A 15,671-nucleotide genomic window follows, 5' to 3' on the forward strand; every position below is an offset into this window, starting at 1 on the left:
TTTATATTAGGATTGTGATTGACCTGTTTTTTCAAAATACTTATTTACCACACCCAGCTGAATGAGTTGCTCCAATTTTCTATCTTGAAACTGCCTCACATGCTCATGAGCGTTTTTGATAAGTTGAGCAGCTTTATCGGCATGATCGATAAAGGATTGTAAGCGTTCATTGAGGTTGGAATAATCGTCATTTATCAGAATATAATGATGATCAGGAATCAAGGTGCCTTCCATAAACCAGCTTTCATACTTAGGTTTTGGCATGACGGCAATGGAATTTGAGGACATCACCCATTTGAGATTAGTGGCCACATCATTACCTTCAATACATAGGATAAACTTGTAATCCAACTGTTGTTCAATAGTCATTCTAGGTTTTAGAAACTCCTCAAAGTCGGCGGTTTTATTTACCTTGCCTATATCACACAACGGACTATCAAAATACTGCTGGACAAACTGCACTCGATGTGGTTGTGCCGCTCTCATCTTGCCACGCCATACCAGCCGGTCCTGTTTCTGTGTAAATGATTTCCTATCGCTGTCGACAAAATTAAAATGCCTAACCGCGTTAAGTTTCATCAAAACGGAGTTCTCGTGAGGTACTTGAATAGGTCTGGTTTTTACAAAACTAGCTTGATCGGGCACAGTGGTTACATCGCCAGGTTCTACGAGAAACTCGAGATTAGGATCAAAAGTTTTTAAATGCTTTTTGAGATCAAAATAATAGACCTTCTGCTTTTTGGGTCGTGAGTAATCTGCAATCGATATCGGATTGATAAGTTCCCGCGGTTGATCAAGTTTATTATAATAATTGATACGAGCTAGAACTTGTTGTTGCGTGGTTTGATCTAAAGAATCAAAAATAACTTGAAAGGATTTTCTTCTAGAAAAATCGGGTAGCCATTCCTGAGCGTAAGCACTAATATAATATCGCAACTTACTCTGTTTGTACTTACCTGATAGCCTGTCTAAATCACCCAACATGATTTTTAAACTTACAATATTCATAAAATTACTTGAGCACCAGCCATACCATCACTGCGTGACTAAAACTACCGCCCAAAACAAATAGGTGCCAAATCACGTGGTTGAAATACAGTTTACTCCAGGCATAAAAAACGATGCCGACTGTGAAGAACAGGCCACCTGCAATCAACGCGTACATTTGAGCATCAGTAAATACGTCCCGCAAGGCAGGTAAATCAATAACGATAAGCCAACCCATGACCAGATACAGCAAACTGCTGAAAACATCATATTTACCAGTCAAAAACAACTTCCAAATAGTACCAAAAGCCATGATACCCCAACTTATCATCAAAATTAAATGACCATTGGATCCATTGAGTGACAACAAACATATGGGCGTATAGGTTCCTGCAATACTTATATAGATCGAGATATGATCCATCTTTCGCAGTCGCCTCTTCAATCTACCCATGGGAACATGATGATACCAGGTAGATGCGGTGTATAGAAAAACCTGAGAAAAGCAATAAACTCCTATTGCGATTAGCGAATTAGGACGACCATCTGCGATAGCCTTAGGAATCATAAAAAAAGACAGAATTATAAATACAGCAAGCCCAAAGCCATGCGTGTAAACATTCCAGCGTTCTTCTTTAAGCGTTTGAGGTCTAGACATCTATTGCCATTGTGATCATTTTCTTTCTGGCCTGCTCATATTCTGCTACTACATTCTCTATGACCTGAGCGGCAGGTAGAATATCATTGATCATTCCAGAGACCTGACCTATTTCAAGTTCGCCTTCATCCATATCGCCTTCAAACATGCCTTTTTTGGCACGAGCGCGCCCTAGTAATTTTTGTAAATCTTCCTTTGACGGACTTGACTTATATAATTCTTGAACATCATTCCAAAACTTATTGCGCATCAACCGCACGGGTGCTAATTCCTTAAGTGTGAGATGTGTGTCGCCCTCGCCGGCATCAACGATAGCTTTTTTAAAGTTTATATGACTACTCGCCTCTTCAGTACAAACGAAACGACTGCCCATTTGAACACCATGGGCACCCAGTGTCATGGCTGCCAGCATACCTCTACCCGTGGCGATACCACCAGCAGCAATGAGCGGTATATCAATAGCTTCAGAAACCTGTGGAATAAGAGTTAGCGTTGTCGATTCCTCACGGCCGTTGTGGCCGCCAGCCTCAAAACCTTCCGCAACGACGGCATCGACTCCAGCTTCTTGAGATTTTAAAGCAAATTTGACTGAACTCACCACGTGAACCACAGTAATGCCAGCTTCCTTGAGTTGTGGTGTGTAGCTTTTAGGATTTCCTGCGCTCGTAAAAACGATTGGTACTTTCTCCTCTATGATAATGTCCAGTATCTCATCAAGATCTGAATAAAGTAATGGAACGTTGACACCGTAAGGCTTGTCCGTTGCTTTTTTGGTTTTTTGGATATGCTCACGTAAAACATCTGGGTACATCGATCCAGCACCAATTAGTCCCAAGCCGCCAGCATTACTGACTGAACTAACTAGTTTCCAGCCGCTTGCCCATACCATACCTCCTTGAATGATTGGGTATTTTATATTGAACAGTCGGGTGATTGGATTTTTCATGGCTGCAAAGATAATGGCTAATTATTGCTAGCAGTGATATTCACTTATTAGGGAACTTTGTCAACGGAACAACTAACTATTTACCTGAAAGCTTTAGTCGATAACGATCTTGAAGGAATTCAATCCATCGTTCAGTGCAACGATATAAATACCACTAGACAAAGTATTGAGATCAAAAGAGGATTTCCCTGTTGCATTGTTTAGTAATAGTTGTCCTTGCAAATTAAAGATAGAAACCTTACTCACACTAATATCGCCAGCGACTATTGTCAAAATATTACTTCTCACGTAGTATTTAAAATCTTTGGGCTGCTGGACAAAATCATTTGAAAGTGTATTGAAAACCGCACCAAAATCTGGAATGCCATAACCCAACTGATTATCAGGATTATCTGCTTGAGTGGCACTTTGTCGCACGGCTTCCATCAATTCTTGGGGTGTTCTATCTGGAAAAGCGCCAACCAGCGATGCCATAGCACCAGCAATAACTGGTGAACTATAACTTGTACCGTTGCCACTTCGCAAATCATCACTCTCATTAATCAAAATCGTGCTGCTACCTTGCGCCACCACATCTGGTTTTATGCGACCATCAAATGTTGGCCCGATGCTAGAGAAATCGGACTTACTTTCATTTGCGGTGACAGACCCTATGGTAAACACACCATCTGCATCTGCTGGTGCGGCGATGTATGGATAGCTATTTACTCTACCAAAGTTTCCTGCGCTAGTAACTACCAACAATCCCTTTGCCGCGGCAATTTCTGCACCTCTTGATATGAATGAACTTCCGTTCATGTCTTCATAAGTAAGACTCTCGTTATCATTGGCAAACTGTAAATATCCCAACGAGACATTTACTACATCAACACCTAACGAGTCTGCACGCTCTGCAGCCGCAACCCAATAACTCATTTCCACAGGAGTTTCAGATGTCTCATCTTCTGTACGATATAGATAATAAGACGCATCTGGAGCACTACCTTCAAATTGTGTGTCGCGACTTGCTCCCATGATGCTCAAGACTCTAGCGCCATGAAAGTTATTACCATAAATACTCTCATCACCATCCACAAAATCATAACCTCCTAAAAGATTGCGATTGGATCGCATTTGCTCAAAAGCTGTGTTAGTATCCACGCCAGGAAACCCACTATCAGTCACGGCAATAATTACATCAGTACCTATGTGACCAGCATCATGCAATTCATCCAGTGCAATCATCTCAATCTGGTTTGTAGCACTACCATAGTCCAGCGGTGGATCAAGATCTTCCTTGAACTGATTTAGCTCTATTTGACTAGCACTTTTGCTTTGGTCTGCATAATCTACTCGTTCTACAAAATCTAGGTTGTTGAGCGCCTCGATATCCTCAAACTGACCTACCACGTGCACGCAATTATTCCACTTGGACTGGGTACGGTAATCAATTCCCGTTTGTTGTTTGATCGTGGCTACATAAGTCTGATTCATAGGCACATCGCGCTCGTCTAGAGTGATACCGTGGCGCTGTTTGCGATCTAGCGCACGCTGCGTCAACATGGTGGTTGGGTTGTCTAGGAATGCCTGCTCTTGCGGCTTATCAGTAAAATAAACCCAAGCATGTAGTTGTTGAGCAGATAGTTCTCCTACCAGCAACAAAGTAGTGACTATAAATATGATCTTTTTCATAACGGTAATTTAAGCAATAACACCCGAACCTAGGCATTCACCATCTTGATACCATGCGGCAAATTGACCAGAGCTTATCGCGCTTTGCGCATTATCAAAGATCACATAGAGACCTTCTTCTCGCTGGTGTAAGGTAGCCGGCTCTAATGTTTGTCGATAACGTATGCGCGCCATAACATCCATGGTCTCACCTACCATAATCGATAAATCTGGTCGTATCCAGTGTACCTCATCTTGTGCAATAAACAGTCCACGACGGTACAACCCTGCATGATCTTTACCTTGACCTACGTATATAGTATTGGTTTCCACATCAGTCTCTATGACAAATAAAGGCTCAACCGTACCACCTACGGCAAGACCACGACGCTGCCCACGTGTAAAATAGTGCGCACCTTGATGTTGTCCTTTTACTTGTCCATCTGTTTTTTCATAAGTACGCTTTCGCGAAAGCGTAACAACCTCATCATCACTACTACCAGTCATACTCTTGTGCATGCTAACGGATACGGGAACCTCAACGATATCACCAGTTTTAGGTTTCAATTGTTGTTGTAGAAAGTCTGGCAAGCGCACCTTGCCAATAAAACAAAGGCCTTGACTATCTTTTTTACCAGCGGTAATCAAATCTTGGGAAGCTGCAATCTCACGAACTTCAGATTTTTGAAGATGACCTATAGGGAAAAGTGTTTTGGCAAGTTGGTCCTGTGATACCTGACATAAAAAATAGCTTTGATCCTTGTTAGAATCGGCGCCACTGATCAATCGGTGAACTTGTTGATCGTCAATGGTGATGGTATCTTTTTGACAGTAATGTCCAGTTGCAACAAAGTCTGCACCTAGATTCATGGCTATATCCATAAACACGTCAAACTTGATCTCACGATTGCAAAGTACATCAGGGTTGGGCGTACGACCGCGTGCATACTCATCAAACATGTAATTGACTATTCGATCCTTGTACTGCTCGCTTAAATCGACTGTCTGGAATGGTATGCCCAACTTGTCTGCGACGAGCATGGCATCATTAGAATCTTCTAGCCATGGACACTCGTCACTTATGGTCACGCTGTCATCGTGCCAATTCTTCATAAACAGACCTATCACTTCATGACCTTGCTCGATAAGCAAATGTGCGGCTACACTGCTGTCAACACCACCTGAAAGTCCTACTACTACCTTTGCCATGCTGCAAAAATAGCGCAACTATAAATCTTTGTGCTGACGAGTATATTTTATTTAACTATGAGAAGTTTCTTGGTTTCTATGACCAGTACAACTTCGTCACAAAATCGCCTAGTTACGGCAATAGATGCGCCATAGATTCGTTATTTTGCCAGTCCTAAATACCTGTTGAATGAAGATGCGTTTTTTATACCTATTGTTTGCTTTCTCCCTGATTATAAGTTGTACCGATGAGGACGATAATAACAATGTTATCAATGGACCCAGCGCACTTGATTTTGTCAGCGAGAGTCCAGATCACACAATACTGTTGCAAGCGCTGGAACGTACTCGTCTTGACGAGTCACTTGAGACCAGTAATAACTTAACGATTTTTGCGCCCAATGATAATGCTTTCCGCCAATTTCTTGCGGCCAATAATTTTGGTAGTGTCAACTCTATACCAGAGGATCTCCTGACGCTCGTTCTTCAATATCATATACAGAATGAGGTTAAAACAACCGATCAATTAGGATCTCAGTATTTTAAAACGCTAGCTACTGTTGATAATGACCAACTAGACGTGTTTGTGTCAAAGGATGAAGAAGACAACTTGCGACTCAACAACGAGGCAGATGTGATTCTTGCAGATGAAATAGTAAGTAACGGTGTGATACATGTAATCGACGATGTACTTGATATACCTAGTGTGGTCACTTTGATCGCGGCAAATCCCGATTTTGACTTGCTAGAAGAAAGCTTGAGACAAGAAGGTCTTGCCGTAACCCTAGATGATCTAGAAGATGCTAGTGCTCCATTCACCGTTTTTGCTCCTAGCGACGCAGGTTTTCAAGCATTTATTGACGAGGATGAAGAAGATGGATTTGAAGACAGTGATGATGTACTAGAGCTGGATAATCTTGATGATATCTTGTTATATCATGTTCTAGGAGATAACGCTTTAAGGCTTGAAGACTTTGAGGATGGATCGACCATTGGTCCATTAGGCGATGGTACTTTTCTCCTGGCGACGTCCAGCGGTTTTACCATTGCTGATGAGAATGATCGCATCACAACGATTGTGACTACAAACATTACTGCCTTTAATGGCGTGATCCATTCGCTAGACAACATATTGCTACCAGAGTAACATGAAATTTACTCTAGCAATCAAGCACAAAGTCCATCAAGCATGCATAAAAGTTGTTGCAGATAAGATCAAGCTGATCAATCAAAATCTTGCAGAATTGATGCATGCAAAAACCAGCGAAACCAAAAGTAGTGCTGGTGACAAGTATGAGACTGGTATGGCGATGATTCAAAATCAAGAAGAGCTTTTTAAAACACAGCGAGCACAGTATTACTCACAGCAAGCTGCCTTGAACAAATTGGATCCTGGCACTGCTCATGAGATAGCGCAGCGTGGGTCGCTTGTGCAAACCACTGCAGGAATCTTTTACTTATCGGCGGCGCTGGGAAAACTTGAGCTAGATGGCATGGAAGTTTTTGCCGTTAGCATGGAATCACCTATTGCGCAAGCATTGGAAAATGGTAAAGTGCAAGACGAATACGTCGTCAACGGTTTGAAAAACCGTATTTTGCTGCTGATCTGACTCATTTTACTATGAAAAAACTAGAAGCACAAATTGACGAATTGCAAGAATTCTATCAAATGGGTGATTTGTCAAAGGCACAAGTTTCCAAAAGTGGCATTTATTGGCATGTGGATCACTGCTTGCGTATTCTTGAGGCTGTGCCACAGGCCTTGGCTTCTTCTACCGCGGTAGATTATAAACCTAAAAATAGTTTTACCAAATTTCTGATTATGACCACCGGTTGGATTCCTAGAGGAAAAGGTCGCGCTCCCAAGTATGTTACTCCAAAAAAAGGCAACATTCCCGAAACGGTGATCGAGCAGCGTTTTGAAAATGCACGACAGCAAGTTAATACATTGAAAGATCTGGAAGCCGATAAGCATTTTTACCATCCGCTATTTGGGTCATTGACTAAGAAAAAGGCGATTAAGTTTTTGGGCATTCACACACATCATCATCTCAAGATATTGAGAGATATGGTCGCCTGATTAGAGCTTTTCAAGTTTAGCGCCATCCCATGAATAGGTCATTACAGGCTCTCTAACAGCTGGCTGTCCAAATTGACGAGACTTCACAATAATGTCTATGAGGCTTTTGCCGTTTTTGCTTTCGCGAAAGCGTAACTCATGCACATAATTAATCCCATCATAATATTCATTTCTCAATAATGGCAACTCTACAATACTGTCTTGAGTCATAAATAAATATCGATCAATTTCAAAACGATCGTTAGCCATAAATTCCGAACGCAATAGCACGATTTCTTTGACATTAGGTAGAGTTTCATCCAGCTTATAAACATTGGCAGCCTGCATGCCAGCCACTTCATCTTTTTCAAGAATTATTGCCTTAACCGGAGTTCCTGTTGAGTCAGATAGAACGGATCTTATCACAGCATGATGCTGCAAGGACTTTCTAGCCCTTTCCATGTCCTCCTTACTAGATATGGATAGTGTGTAATAATCAATAGGAATTAATCCAGCGGCTGTTTGAGCCATTGCATGAACACCTAGTAACATTGTGGATAAGAAAAATAGCTTTTTCATAAGTAATAATAACGATGACAAAGTACAGCATATTTTGATAAACCATATTTTTACATCAAAATATTGAATGTGCGTATAGATATCATCACCGTATTACCAGAATTGATTGAAAGCCCGTTTGAGGCCTCTATACTAAAGCGTGCTGTTGATAAAGGCCTGGTAGAAGTTCATATGCACAACTTGAGAAAATATGGTCTTAATAAGTACAACCAGGTAGATGATTACCAGTATGGTGGTGGCGCTGGCATGGTAATGATGATCGAGCCTATCGATAATATGATCTCACAGCTCAAAAGCGAGCGTGAATATGATGAAGTGATCTATATGACACCCGATGGTGAGACGCTCAATCAAGGAATTGCCAACCATTTATCGACTAAAGGGAACTTAATTATCCTATGCGGTCATTATAAAGGGGTTGATCAACGAGTACGTGATCTATTCATCACTCGTGAAATTTCTATAGGTGATTATGTATTGAGTGGCGGCGAGCTGGGAGCTGCGGTATTATGTGATGCGGTGATACGATTAATTCCTGGCGTGATTAGTGATGAGACTAGTGCGTTGACTGATAGTTTTCAAGATGATTTGCTGGCGCCACCAGTTTACACGCGACCAGCAAATTATAAAGGACACGAGGTTCCTGAAATCTTGACCAGCGGTAATACACCTGCTATCGATCAATGGCGTGAGGATCAAGCCTACGAACGCACAAAAAAGCGCAGACCTGATCTTTTAACTGACAATTAATATCGATTAATAGTCAATATTGTTTAATTTTGTTTTAATCAGGTAATTATGAAAATACTTTTACTCTCTTTTCTTCTTAGCTTTTACAGCGTGGCAAGTTATGCAGCGACTGTAGAACCTGTTGTGATTACTACCAGCGTTGATACACAAAAGCCTGAAAGCATGCGCCTAATCAATAATCCTGTCAAGGATGGCACGCTTAAAATCCAGATACTTAACGCGCAAAGCCTGACTATGAATGTTGTGATCATCAACAGTTTAGGCAAGGAAGTATATCGAGCGCAGCGCAGCCTCAATAAACAGGCTCAATTGTTTGATGTTTCTACGCTAGCATCAGGCATTTATTTCTTGAGAGTGAACACAGAGTCTTCAAACTTTGTGAAGAAACTCATTGTACAGTAAGTCATTTATTATTTATTAAAATTTGGTTGCTTAAATAATCTTCTTATTTTTGCACCTCGTAAAAAATAACCTCTGACGATAATCGTGAATGTTGTTTTATTACCTAACAGATTAAATCTATTAAGATGTCAGATTTAGTAAAATTCGTTCAAGACGAGTTTATTGAGAAAAAAGAGTTTCCTAAGTTCAGCGCTGGTGATACGATCACGGTGTATTATGAGATCAAGGAAGGTGAAAAGAGTCGTACGCAGTTCTTCCGCGGTGTGGTTCTACAATTGAGAGGTTCTGGTAAAACTAAAACCTTTACTATTAGAAAAATGAGTGGTAACATAGGTGTAGAGCGTATCTTCCCTGTGAACTTGCCAGCTATTCAAAAAATTGAAGTCAATAAAGCAGGTAGCGTACGTCGCAAGCGTATCTTCTACTTTAGAGAACTTACAGGTAAAAAAGCCCGTATCAAAGAGGCTCGTAGAAAGTAATCTGTCATTACCGTTTATATTTAAAACCGCTCTATCGAGCGGTTTTTTTTGTTGGGTAGATGGTGATAATTATGCTTTCGCGAAAGCTAACATCACAAAATTCCAACTAACAATCAAAATGAGCAGTACAAAGCGCTACCAAAGTGCTAAGGCTACCTAAAAATGGCTGCTAAAACCTCGTTCAAGCATTATATTTGTTACCCGCGTGAAACCACGTGTTTGAATTAAATTAAAATTAAATATCCCAACATATGTCAGACCAGCAACCAAAAATCATTTATACCAAAACCGATGAAGCACCAGCACTAGCTACTGCATCGTTTCTACCAATTGTAGAAAAATTCATCAAGCCTGCTGGCATCGCCATTGAGACCAAAGACATTTCGCTTGCTGCTAGAATTCTAGCGGTATTTCCAGATAGATTAGGAGATAAAAAAGTTGATGATGCCCTATCACAACTTGGTGAACTGGTAAAAAAAGAAGAAGCTAACGTTATCAAACTACCTAACATTAGCGCATCAGTACCACAACTTACTGCTGCAATCAAAGAGTTACAAGAAAAAGGATACGACTTACCAGATTACCCTGAAGATCCATCCAACGATGAAGAGAAGGAAATCAAGAAACGCTATGACAGCGTAAAGGGTAGTGCAGTAAATCCAGTATTAAGAGAAGGAAACAGTGATCGTCGTGCGCCTAAACCAGTAAAGCAATACGCTAGAAATAATCCGCACAGCATGGGTGCCTGGAGCAAAGACTCAAAGTCTCACGTGTCTACTATGGATTCAGGTGATTTTGCACATAATGAGAAAAGCGTGACAGTCGACAAAGCGACGACTGTTGATATACAATTAGTAGATGCTAAAGGTGCAGTACATAAACTCAAGGAAAACCTCTCTTTAAAGGCTGGTGAAATCCTTGACGCCACCTATATGAGTAAAGAGCAGTTGCTGGACTTTCTAGAAGAGCAGATTGTCGACGCACGCGAGCAAGATGTACTGTTCTCACTACACATGAAAGCAACGATGATGAAGGTGAGCGACCCGATTATCTTTGGCCATGCGGTGCGCACGTTCTTCAAATCTGTATTTGATGAATACCAGGCAGAATTTAATAAAATAGGCGTTGATGTCAATAATGGATTTGGCGATTTGCTGTCAAAACTGGATGAACTGCCAGAAGATAAAAGAAGTGAGATTAAAGATGCTTTGCGTCGCGTGATGGACTATCGTCCAGATCTTGCCATGGTAAATAGTGATAAAGGTATTACCAATCTACACGTACCTAGTGACGTGATCATTGATGCATCCATGCCTGCCATGATCAGGAATTCGGGTCAGATGTGGAATAAGGATGGTAAATCTCAAGATACTAAGGCAGTAATTCCAGATAGTTCCTATGCTGGAATCTATGCAGCGACCATCGACTTTTGTAAAGAGCATGGAGCCTTTGATCCTACCACAATGGGAACCGTTCCCAACGTTGGACTTATGGCTCAAAAGGCTGAAGAATATGGTTCACACGATAAAACATTTGAAATACCGACTGCAGGAAAAGTACAGGTAGTTGATCAAGATGGTACTGTACTTCTAGAACATACAGTTAAAGAAGGTGATATCTGGAGAGCTTGTCAAACCAAGGACGCACCTATCCAGGATTGGGTAAAACTTGCTGTTTCAAGAGCTAGAGCGACTGGTGATCCAGCCATTTTCTGGTTAGATGAAAATCGCGCACACGATGCTGAGTTGATCAAGAAAGTAAATAAATACCTGAAAGATCACGATACCAAAGGGCTTGACATTAGCATTGCTTCTCCAATTGAAGCTACTGAACGCACGTTGAAACGTATGAAAGACGGCAAGGACACGATATCAGTAACTGGTAACGTATTGCGTGATTATAATACAGACCTCTTCCCTATTCTAGAAGTGGGAACTAGTGCGAAAATGCTTTCTATCGTTCCATTAATGAACGGTGGTGGATTATTTGAAACAGGTGCTGGTGGTAGTGCGCCTAAGCATGTACAGCAGTTCCAAGAAGAAAATCACTTGAGATGGGATTCTCTAGGTGAATTCCTAGCATTGGCAGTTTCACTAGAACATCTGGCTGAAAAGTATGACAATGATAAAGCACAAATTATAGCGGACGCACTTGATAAGGCGACTGAAAAATTCTTGTCTGAAGGAAAGTCACCATCACGTAAGGTAAATGAATTAGATAATCGTGGATCGCACTATTTCCTAGCGTTGTATTGGGCTCAGGAATTAGCTAATCAAAACAAGGATACAGATCTTGCTAGCTACTTCAAGTCGATAGCAGATGATCTTGAGAAAAATCAAGCTCAGATTCTTGAAGAATTGATTGACGTGCAAGGCAGGCCTATGGATATAGGTGGTTACTACATGCCAGATGCTGACAAAGAAGAAAAAGCTATGAGACCTAGTGAAACGCTTAATGCGATTATAGGGTAAACACTATTTATAGAGTCATAGAATACCGATCTTCAAAAAAGGTCGGTATTTTTTTGTGCTATATTTCAAGTACCAACCAACCTCAATATCATGCACTTACTTACAATCGAGTATCCAGTCTGGTATCAGTTTTTGATGTATTCTCATTTAGCCACGGTGATTCCCTGTGTGTTTCTGGGTGCTTATCTCCTAGCCTTTTCAAAAGGAACTACTACGCACAGGATGCTGGGTAAAATCTATATGAGTCTCATGTTCATCACAGCGCTCATCACCATCTTTATGCCAGCTATGGTAGGCCCAACGCTGTTTAACCATTTTGGATGGATCCATTTGTTCACGCTGCTTACACTATGGACAGTGCCTACCGCTTTGATTGCTGTGCGCAAGGGTAACATCAAAGCTCACAAACGCAAGATGGTTTTGCTCTACATTGGCGCTTTGCTCATTGCAGGTGGATTCACTTTTGTTCCTGGCAGGTACATGCATGAACTAGTGTTTGGGTAATATTGTGAGGATTGTATGTATTACGCTTTCGCGAAAGCATAATAATCACAAACTGTTTGACTTTAAAAATACTGACCTATACCAAAGACGAATCCTTGAGTAGAATCCTGCGTCACGCCAACACCGTAATCAATGCGAAATACCGTATTGAATATCTGCTTGTGAATAAATCGTAATCCCAAACCAGGATAAACCCTGATGTTTTGCCTACTGCCAAAATCTGAAAAACGACCACCTGGATTGCGCCAGCTACCTGCATCTACAAATACATTAGTCTGTAGGACAAACCAGTCGCGTTCCCATGCGGTGTGTCGGTATTCTGTATTGAGGACGATGGCACCAGTGCCACGATCTATTGTGTTTCCCACGCCACGTATATTCAAATTATTATCTACTGCAAATGGAGCAAATGGCGAGTCGTCATTTGAAGCCAGTCCTAGTCTGAGCCTGTTTGCCCAATTGCCTTTCTCGCCTACTCTAGTAAAATAAAGAAAGTCATTGCGAGCAATAATAAAATCTGGTAAAGCACTATCGGTACTTATCACATATTGCGCATTAAAAATACTGCGGAAACCACTGATGTACTGGTAATAATTATCCAGTCCATTATACTCGTAAATTCCTTTTACCAGTGATTTATCGACGTCAAGATCTTGCGGAATTCCATTCTGGGTAGCGCCACGCAAATACTCATAATCTTCATTGAAAAAACTATAACCTACAGCGACACGATGTCTAAGGTTTATCTGATACAGCAATGATAATTCATAGCTAGTGTTGTTGTATTTATAGTCTGCAACACCATTAGATAAAAAAACAGGTTCCCGTGTGGTAAAATCTTGATAGCCTATGGCAAGTCCTAGATGCTTACTGAATAAAATTGGCGCGCGGATGTTGATACCATAGGAATCAAAAATATCCTTTTGGTAAAATACGCCTGCTGCGATGCCACGACCTAGCAGGTTGAATTCTGTGACGCCTAGTCTGTAGGCAAACTCGTCATCGTTTGTCGTATAAAAGTTGACATAAGGAATGATGGTCCAATTCTCTTGCAGACCATAAACCACTCGCACACCATTATCCTGTTCGTATACCTGGTAATATGCATGTGCGATACCAGGCTCACGACGCAGTCTGATCATATCTCGCTCGAGCAAGGTGCTGTCCAATTGTTGACCTACTTCTAATTCAATAAGCGTATTGAGATAAGACAGCTTATTCTTTTTATGGTCTTGCCATTGCAATTTTACCACAGTCTGACTGTAAACAGATGAGGATAAAAGGAGAAAGACAAGGAGCCTTAAATCAAGCTTCAAAAAGAAAATGCTTAAAATACCAATCGCAAACCTATATTAAAGGTCTCGCCTAGACCGGTATTGTTTCCGCGTATGAAGTTAGTGTATAATGCCTCAATATTGAGCTCATCGGTAAGTTGGTATTTTGCGCCACCACCCAATGCTGTGAAATCCTGTTCAAAATCATTCCCCAAATCAATGCGCTGCGAGTGTTGTGCTAGCGCAAGAACAGTAAATTTTGACCATGGAAAGTAACTCACAAAAACACCTGGCGTCAAATTCAAACTATCGTTTGCAAAGCTGTCTTCATCTTCTCCAAAGCTAAGTTCTGTATTAAGCTCAGTAAAGATTTGCCATTTGTTGCCTGGAAAATTGTAGTCGTAGAAAAACCTATTCTGGAAAATATATCCGTCTTGATCTAGGAAAACGCCATCTTCTGTTTCATTATCCACTAGCGGAATGAAAAAGGAACTCTGAATGGAAAAATTATTCACGCTTGCAAATGGGACAAACTTGACAGATGGTGCGATGGACGTTAGCCCAGATCTAGCAGTACCACGCTCTCCATCAAATTGAAAGACTTCTAGCGGACCTCTATCATTCACCACATTACTGCGCGCTTCTAGAATCAGACCTACATTCCAACGGCGGTTACTGCCAACGCCAGTGTAGGCCTCGATGGTAGATGTAAAAAAGGTCTGGCGTGGCTCACGACCATCTGTAAAGGTGCTTTCTGTTTGCGTGTACAGGTTGTTGAACCATTTGATGTCATATTGACCTTGACCTATCAACTTTGATGGAGTTAGCGTTTGTATGACAGAACCTTGAATTTCCTGATCTGCATCATCCTCTTGTGCGGTGACATGTAACGGAATAACTGATAGTAGTAAAAGACTTAATAGAATGAAATTTTTCATGATATAAGGGGTTGGTGGATTAGTTTATAGCTTGTTGATTTTCCAATTATAGGTGTAGAAAGAGACCTTAGTGTTTTCATCAACTGGATTTGTGAGATAAGCATTGATAAAAGTCAATGTCGTGTTTTCACCTTGATTAAAATCTTGGGCATACCACTCAAAAATTTGTGAGACCTGCAGCTTTTTCCCTTTGGTTTTGATAAATGATGGATTGTTGATCGCCTTACTCGTTTGAGCGGTCAATTGCCTATCTAACGTATCTGGCTTATAAGTATTAGGAATGATAGGTGGACAACCCAATGCACCGCAAACTAGCACAAAATGTACTCGAGCATCATTGAATTGTTCTCTTAGTTTTTTGTTCTCAATGTCATTCAAGGTTAAAGTCTCGCCGCCAACCTCTCGTTTGGTATTGTCAAAGAATCCTTTCACATCTAGTGGTGAGTTGACAGGATAAGCTTCTACCAATCCATTTATTACGTGCAAATTATAAGCATTGATCCAGAAGGCTTGATAATCTGCTGGGCTGCTTTTTGAAACGTTGATTGCTTCAGCTTGGGTAATGAGTTTGTTCAATGAACTAGGGTCCTTTTTAATTGCTGCATAATCAACCTTGCCATTAGAAACATAAGTCTTAAGGAAAGCATCGGTATCTTCATAAAAGGATGCTGTTTGAGCTTGACCATAGTTGGAGACGATAATGAGAAATAATAATGCAAATAGATTTTTCATCGTAATAAGTTTAATAGCGTTGAATGCTGATGACAAATCTAGAGCGACATAGAA

General features: G+C 40.9%; 17 protein-coding genes. 8 read left to right on the forward strand and 9 right to left on the reverse strand.

All coding sequences use genetic code 11. The features are described from left to right. Window positions 1-6: 6 nt before the first annotated feature. The 5 genes from EJ995_RS11210 to mnmA all read right to left on the reverse strand — a co-directional run bounded on the left by EJ995_RS11210 (window position 7) and on the right by mnmA (window position 5,450). Window positions 7-1,008: a glycosyl transferase family 90 gene (locus EJ995_RS11210; protein WP_126448488.1), complete on the reverse strand. Its 1,002-nt coding sequence runs from the start codon at window positions 1,006-1,008 to the stop codon at window positions 7-9. A gap of 4 nt (window positions 1,009-1,012) precedes the next feature. After that, the gene (trhA, locus tag EJ995_RS11215; protein ID WP_126448489.1) at window positions 1,013-1,645 is read right to left on the reverse strand and encodes a PAQR family membrane homeostasis protein TrhA; all 633 of its coding nucleotides are present in this window, start codon (window positions 1,643-1,645) and stop codon (window positions 1,013-1,015) included. Continuing rightward, window positions 1,638-2,591, reverse strand: a complete 954-nt coding sequence (locus EJ995_RS11220; protein ID WP_126448490.1) for an NAD(P)H-dependent flavin oxidoreductase — start codon at window positions 2,589-2,591, stop codon at window positions 1,638-1,640. Before EJ995_RS11220 ends, trhA begins: the two co-directional genes overlap by 8 nt. Window positions 2,592-2,684: 93 nt before the next feature. Continuing rightward, window positions 2,685-4,262 (reverse strand): S8 family serine peptidase, encoded by a 1,578-nt coding sequence (locus EJ995_RS11225; RefSeq protein WP_126448491.1) that lies wholly within the window; start codon window positions 4,260-4,262, stop codon window positions 2,685-2,687. 9 nt (window positions 4,263-4,271) lie between these two features. Then, on the reverse strand, window positions 4,272-5,450 hold the full coding sequence (gene mnmA / locus EJ995_RS11230; RefSeq protein ID WP_126448492.1) for a tRNA 2-thiouridine(34) synthase MnmA: 1,179 nt from the start codon (window positions 5,448-5,450) through the stop codon (window positions 4,272-4,274). Between the two features lie 169 nt (window positions 5,451-5,619). On the opposite strand from mnmA, the gene EJ995_RS11235 reads away from it, so the two are divergent. From EJ995_RS11235 to EJ995_RS11245, 3 genes are read left to right on the forward strand one after another with little or no spacing between them, the layout of a single operon-like run. After that, window positions 5,620-6,576, forward strand: a complete 957-nt coding sequence (locus EJ995_RS11235; protein ID WP_126448493.1) for a fasciclin domain-containing protein — start codon at window positions 5,620-5,622, stop codon at window positions 6,574-6,576. 1 nt (window position 6,577) lies between these two features. Beyond that, complete coding sequence (locus EJ995_RS11240; protein ID WP_126448494.1) at window positions 6,578-7,039, forward strand: hypothetical protein; 462 nt, start codon at window positions 6,578-6,580, stop codon at window positions 7,037-7,039. 11 nt (window positions 7,040-7,050) lie between these two features. After that, on the forward strand, window positions 7,051-7,509 hold the full coding sequence (locus tag EJ995_RS11245; protein ID WP_126448495.1) for a hypothetical protein: 459 nt from the start codon (window positions 7,051-7,053) through the stop codon (window positions 7,507-7,509). Here EJ995_RS11245 and EJ995_RS11250 read toward each other — a convergent pair whose 3' ends face one another. Beyond that, window positions 7,510-8,067, reverse strand: coding sequence for a hypothetical protein (locus EJ995_RS11250; protein WP_126448496.1), 558 nt, complete (start codon window positions 8,065-8,067; stop codon window positions 7,510-7,512). Between the two features lie 69 nt (window positions 8,068-8,136). Between EJ995_RS11250 and trmD the strand changes: the two genes are divergently transcribed. From trmD to EJ995_RS11275, 5 genes are all read left to right on the forward strand, one after another. Continuing rightward, entirely contained in the window at window positions 8,137-8,817 is a 681-nt protein-coding gene (trmD, locus tag EJ995_RS11255) for a tRNA (guanosine(37)-N1)-methyltransferase TrmD (protein WP_126448497.1), read from the forward strand. A gap of 48 nt (window positions 8,818-8,865) precedes the next feature. Next, window positions 8,866-9,219: a T9SS type A sorting domain-containing protein gene (locus EJ995_RS11260; protein ID WP_126448498.1), complete on the forward strand. Its 354-nt coding sequence runs from the start codon at window positions 8,866-8,868 to the stop codon at window positions 9,217-9,219. 125 nt (window positions 9,220-9,344) lie between these two features. Then, on the forward strand, window positions 9,345-9,698 hold the full coding sequence (gene rplS / locus EJ995_RS11265; RefSeq protein ID WP_126448499.1) for a 50S ribosomal protein L19: 354 nt from the start codon (window positions 9,345-9,347) through the stop codon (window positions 9,696-9,698). 251 nt (window positions 9,699-9,949) lie between these two features. Next, window positions 9,950-12,169 (forward strand): NADP-dependent isocitrate dehydrogenase, encoded by a 2,220-nt coding sequence (locus EJ995_RS11270; protein WP_126448500.1) that lies wholly within the window; start codon window positions 9,950-9,952, stop codon window positions 12,167-12,169. A 90-nt stretch (window positions 12,170-12,259) separates the two neighbouring features. Beyond that, complete coding sequence (locus tag EJ995_RS11275; RefSeq protein ID WP_206482242.1) at window positions 12,260-12,673, forward strand: DUF2306 domain-containing protein; 414 nt, start codon at window positions 12,260-12,262, stop codon at window positions 12,671-12,673. Window positions 12,674-12,735: 62 nt separating this feature from the next. On the opposite strand, the gene EJ995_RS11280 is transcribed toward EJ995_RS11275, so the two are convergent. The 3 genes from EJ995_RS11280 to EJ995_RS11290 form a co-directional block, all read right to left on the reverse strand. After that, window positions 12,736-13,926, reverse strand: a complete 1,191-nt coding sequence (locus EJ995_RS11280) for a BamA/TamA family outer membrane protein (RefSeq protein ID WP_241234639.1) — start codon at window positions 13,924-13,926, stop codon at window positions 12,736-12,738. 74 nt (window positions 13,927-14,000) lie between these two features. After that, a complete protein-coding gene (locus EJ995_RS11285; RefSeq protein WP_126448502.1) occupies window positions 14,001-14,885 on the reverse strand; it encodes a hypothetical protein in 885 nt (294 codons plus the stop codon). Window positions 14,886-14,909: 24 nt separating this feature from the next. After that, window positions 14,910-15,617 (reverse strand): DUF547 domain-containing protein, encoded by a 708-nt coding sequence (locus EJ995_RS11290; protein WP_126448503.1) that lies wholly within the window; start codon window positions 15,615-15,617, stop codon window positions 14,910-14,912. Between the last annotated feature and the right edge of the window lie 54 nt (window positions 15,618-15,671).

The organism is Nonlabens ponticola (assembly GCF_003966335.1).
GTDB classification, from domain to species: Bacteria; Bacteroidota; Bacteroidia; order Flavobacteriales; family Flavobacteriaceae; genus Nonlabens; species Nonlabens ponticola.

Coding starts and splice junctions, on each gene's coding strand:
- EJ995_RS11275 (WP_206482242.1), top strand. CDS start 12,260: ATGCACTTACTTACAATCGAGTATCCAGTCTGGTATCAGTTTTTGATG.
- EJ995_RS11270 (WP_126448500.1), top strand. CDS start 9,950: ATGTCAGACCAGCAACCAAAAATCATTTATACCAAAACCGATGAAGCA.
- EJ995_RS11240 (WP_126448494.1), top strand. CDS start 6,578: ATGAAATTTACTCTAGCAATCAAGCACAAAGTCCATCAAGCATGCATA.
- EJ995_RS11285 (WP_126448502.1), bottom strand. CDS start 14,885: ATGAAAAATTTCATTCTATTAAGTCTTTTACTACTATCAGTTATTCCG.
- EJ995_RS11235 (WP_126448493.1), top strand. CDS start 5,620: ATGAAGATGCGTTTTTTATACCTATTGTTTGCTTTCTCCCTGATTATA.
- mnmA (WP_126448492.1), bottom strand. CDS start 5,450: ATGGCAAAGGTAGTAGTAGGACTTTCAGGTGGTGTTGACAGCAGTGTA.
- rplS (WP_126448499.1), top strand. CDS start 9,345: ATGTCAGATTTAGTAAAATTCGTTCAAGACGAGTTTATTGAGAAAAAA.
- EJ995_RS11210 (WP_126448488.1), bottom strand. CDS start 1,008: ATGAATATTGTAAGTTTAAAAATCATGTTGGGTGATTTAGACAGGCTA.
- EJ995_RS11225 (WP_126448491.1), bottom strand. CDS start 4,262: ATGAAAAAGATCATATTTATAGTCACTACTTTGTTGCTGGTAGGAGAA.
- EJ995_RS11250 (WP_126448496.1), bottom strand. CDS start 8,067: ATGAAAAAGCTATTTTTCTTATCCACAATGTTACTAGGTGTTCATGCA.
- EJ995_RS11245 (WP_126448495.1), top strand. CDS start 7,051: ATGAAAAAACTAGAAGCACAAATTGACGAATTGCAAGAATTCTATCAA.
- trhA (WP_126448489.1), bottom strand. CDS start 1,645: ATGTCTAGACCTCAAACGCTTAAAGAAGAACGCTGGAATGTTTACACG.
- EJ995_RS11260 (WP_126448498.1), top strand. CDS start 8,866: ATGAAAATACTTTTACTCTCTTTTCTTCTTAGCTTTTACAGCGTGGCA.
- EJ995_RS11220 (WP_126448490.1), bottom strand. CDS start 2,591: ATGAAAAATCCAATCACCCGACTGTTCAATATAAAATACCCAATCATT.
- EJ995_RS11290 (WP_126448503.1), bottom strand. CDS start 15,617: ATGAAAAATCTATTTGCATTATTATTTCTCATTATCGTCTCCAACTAT.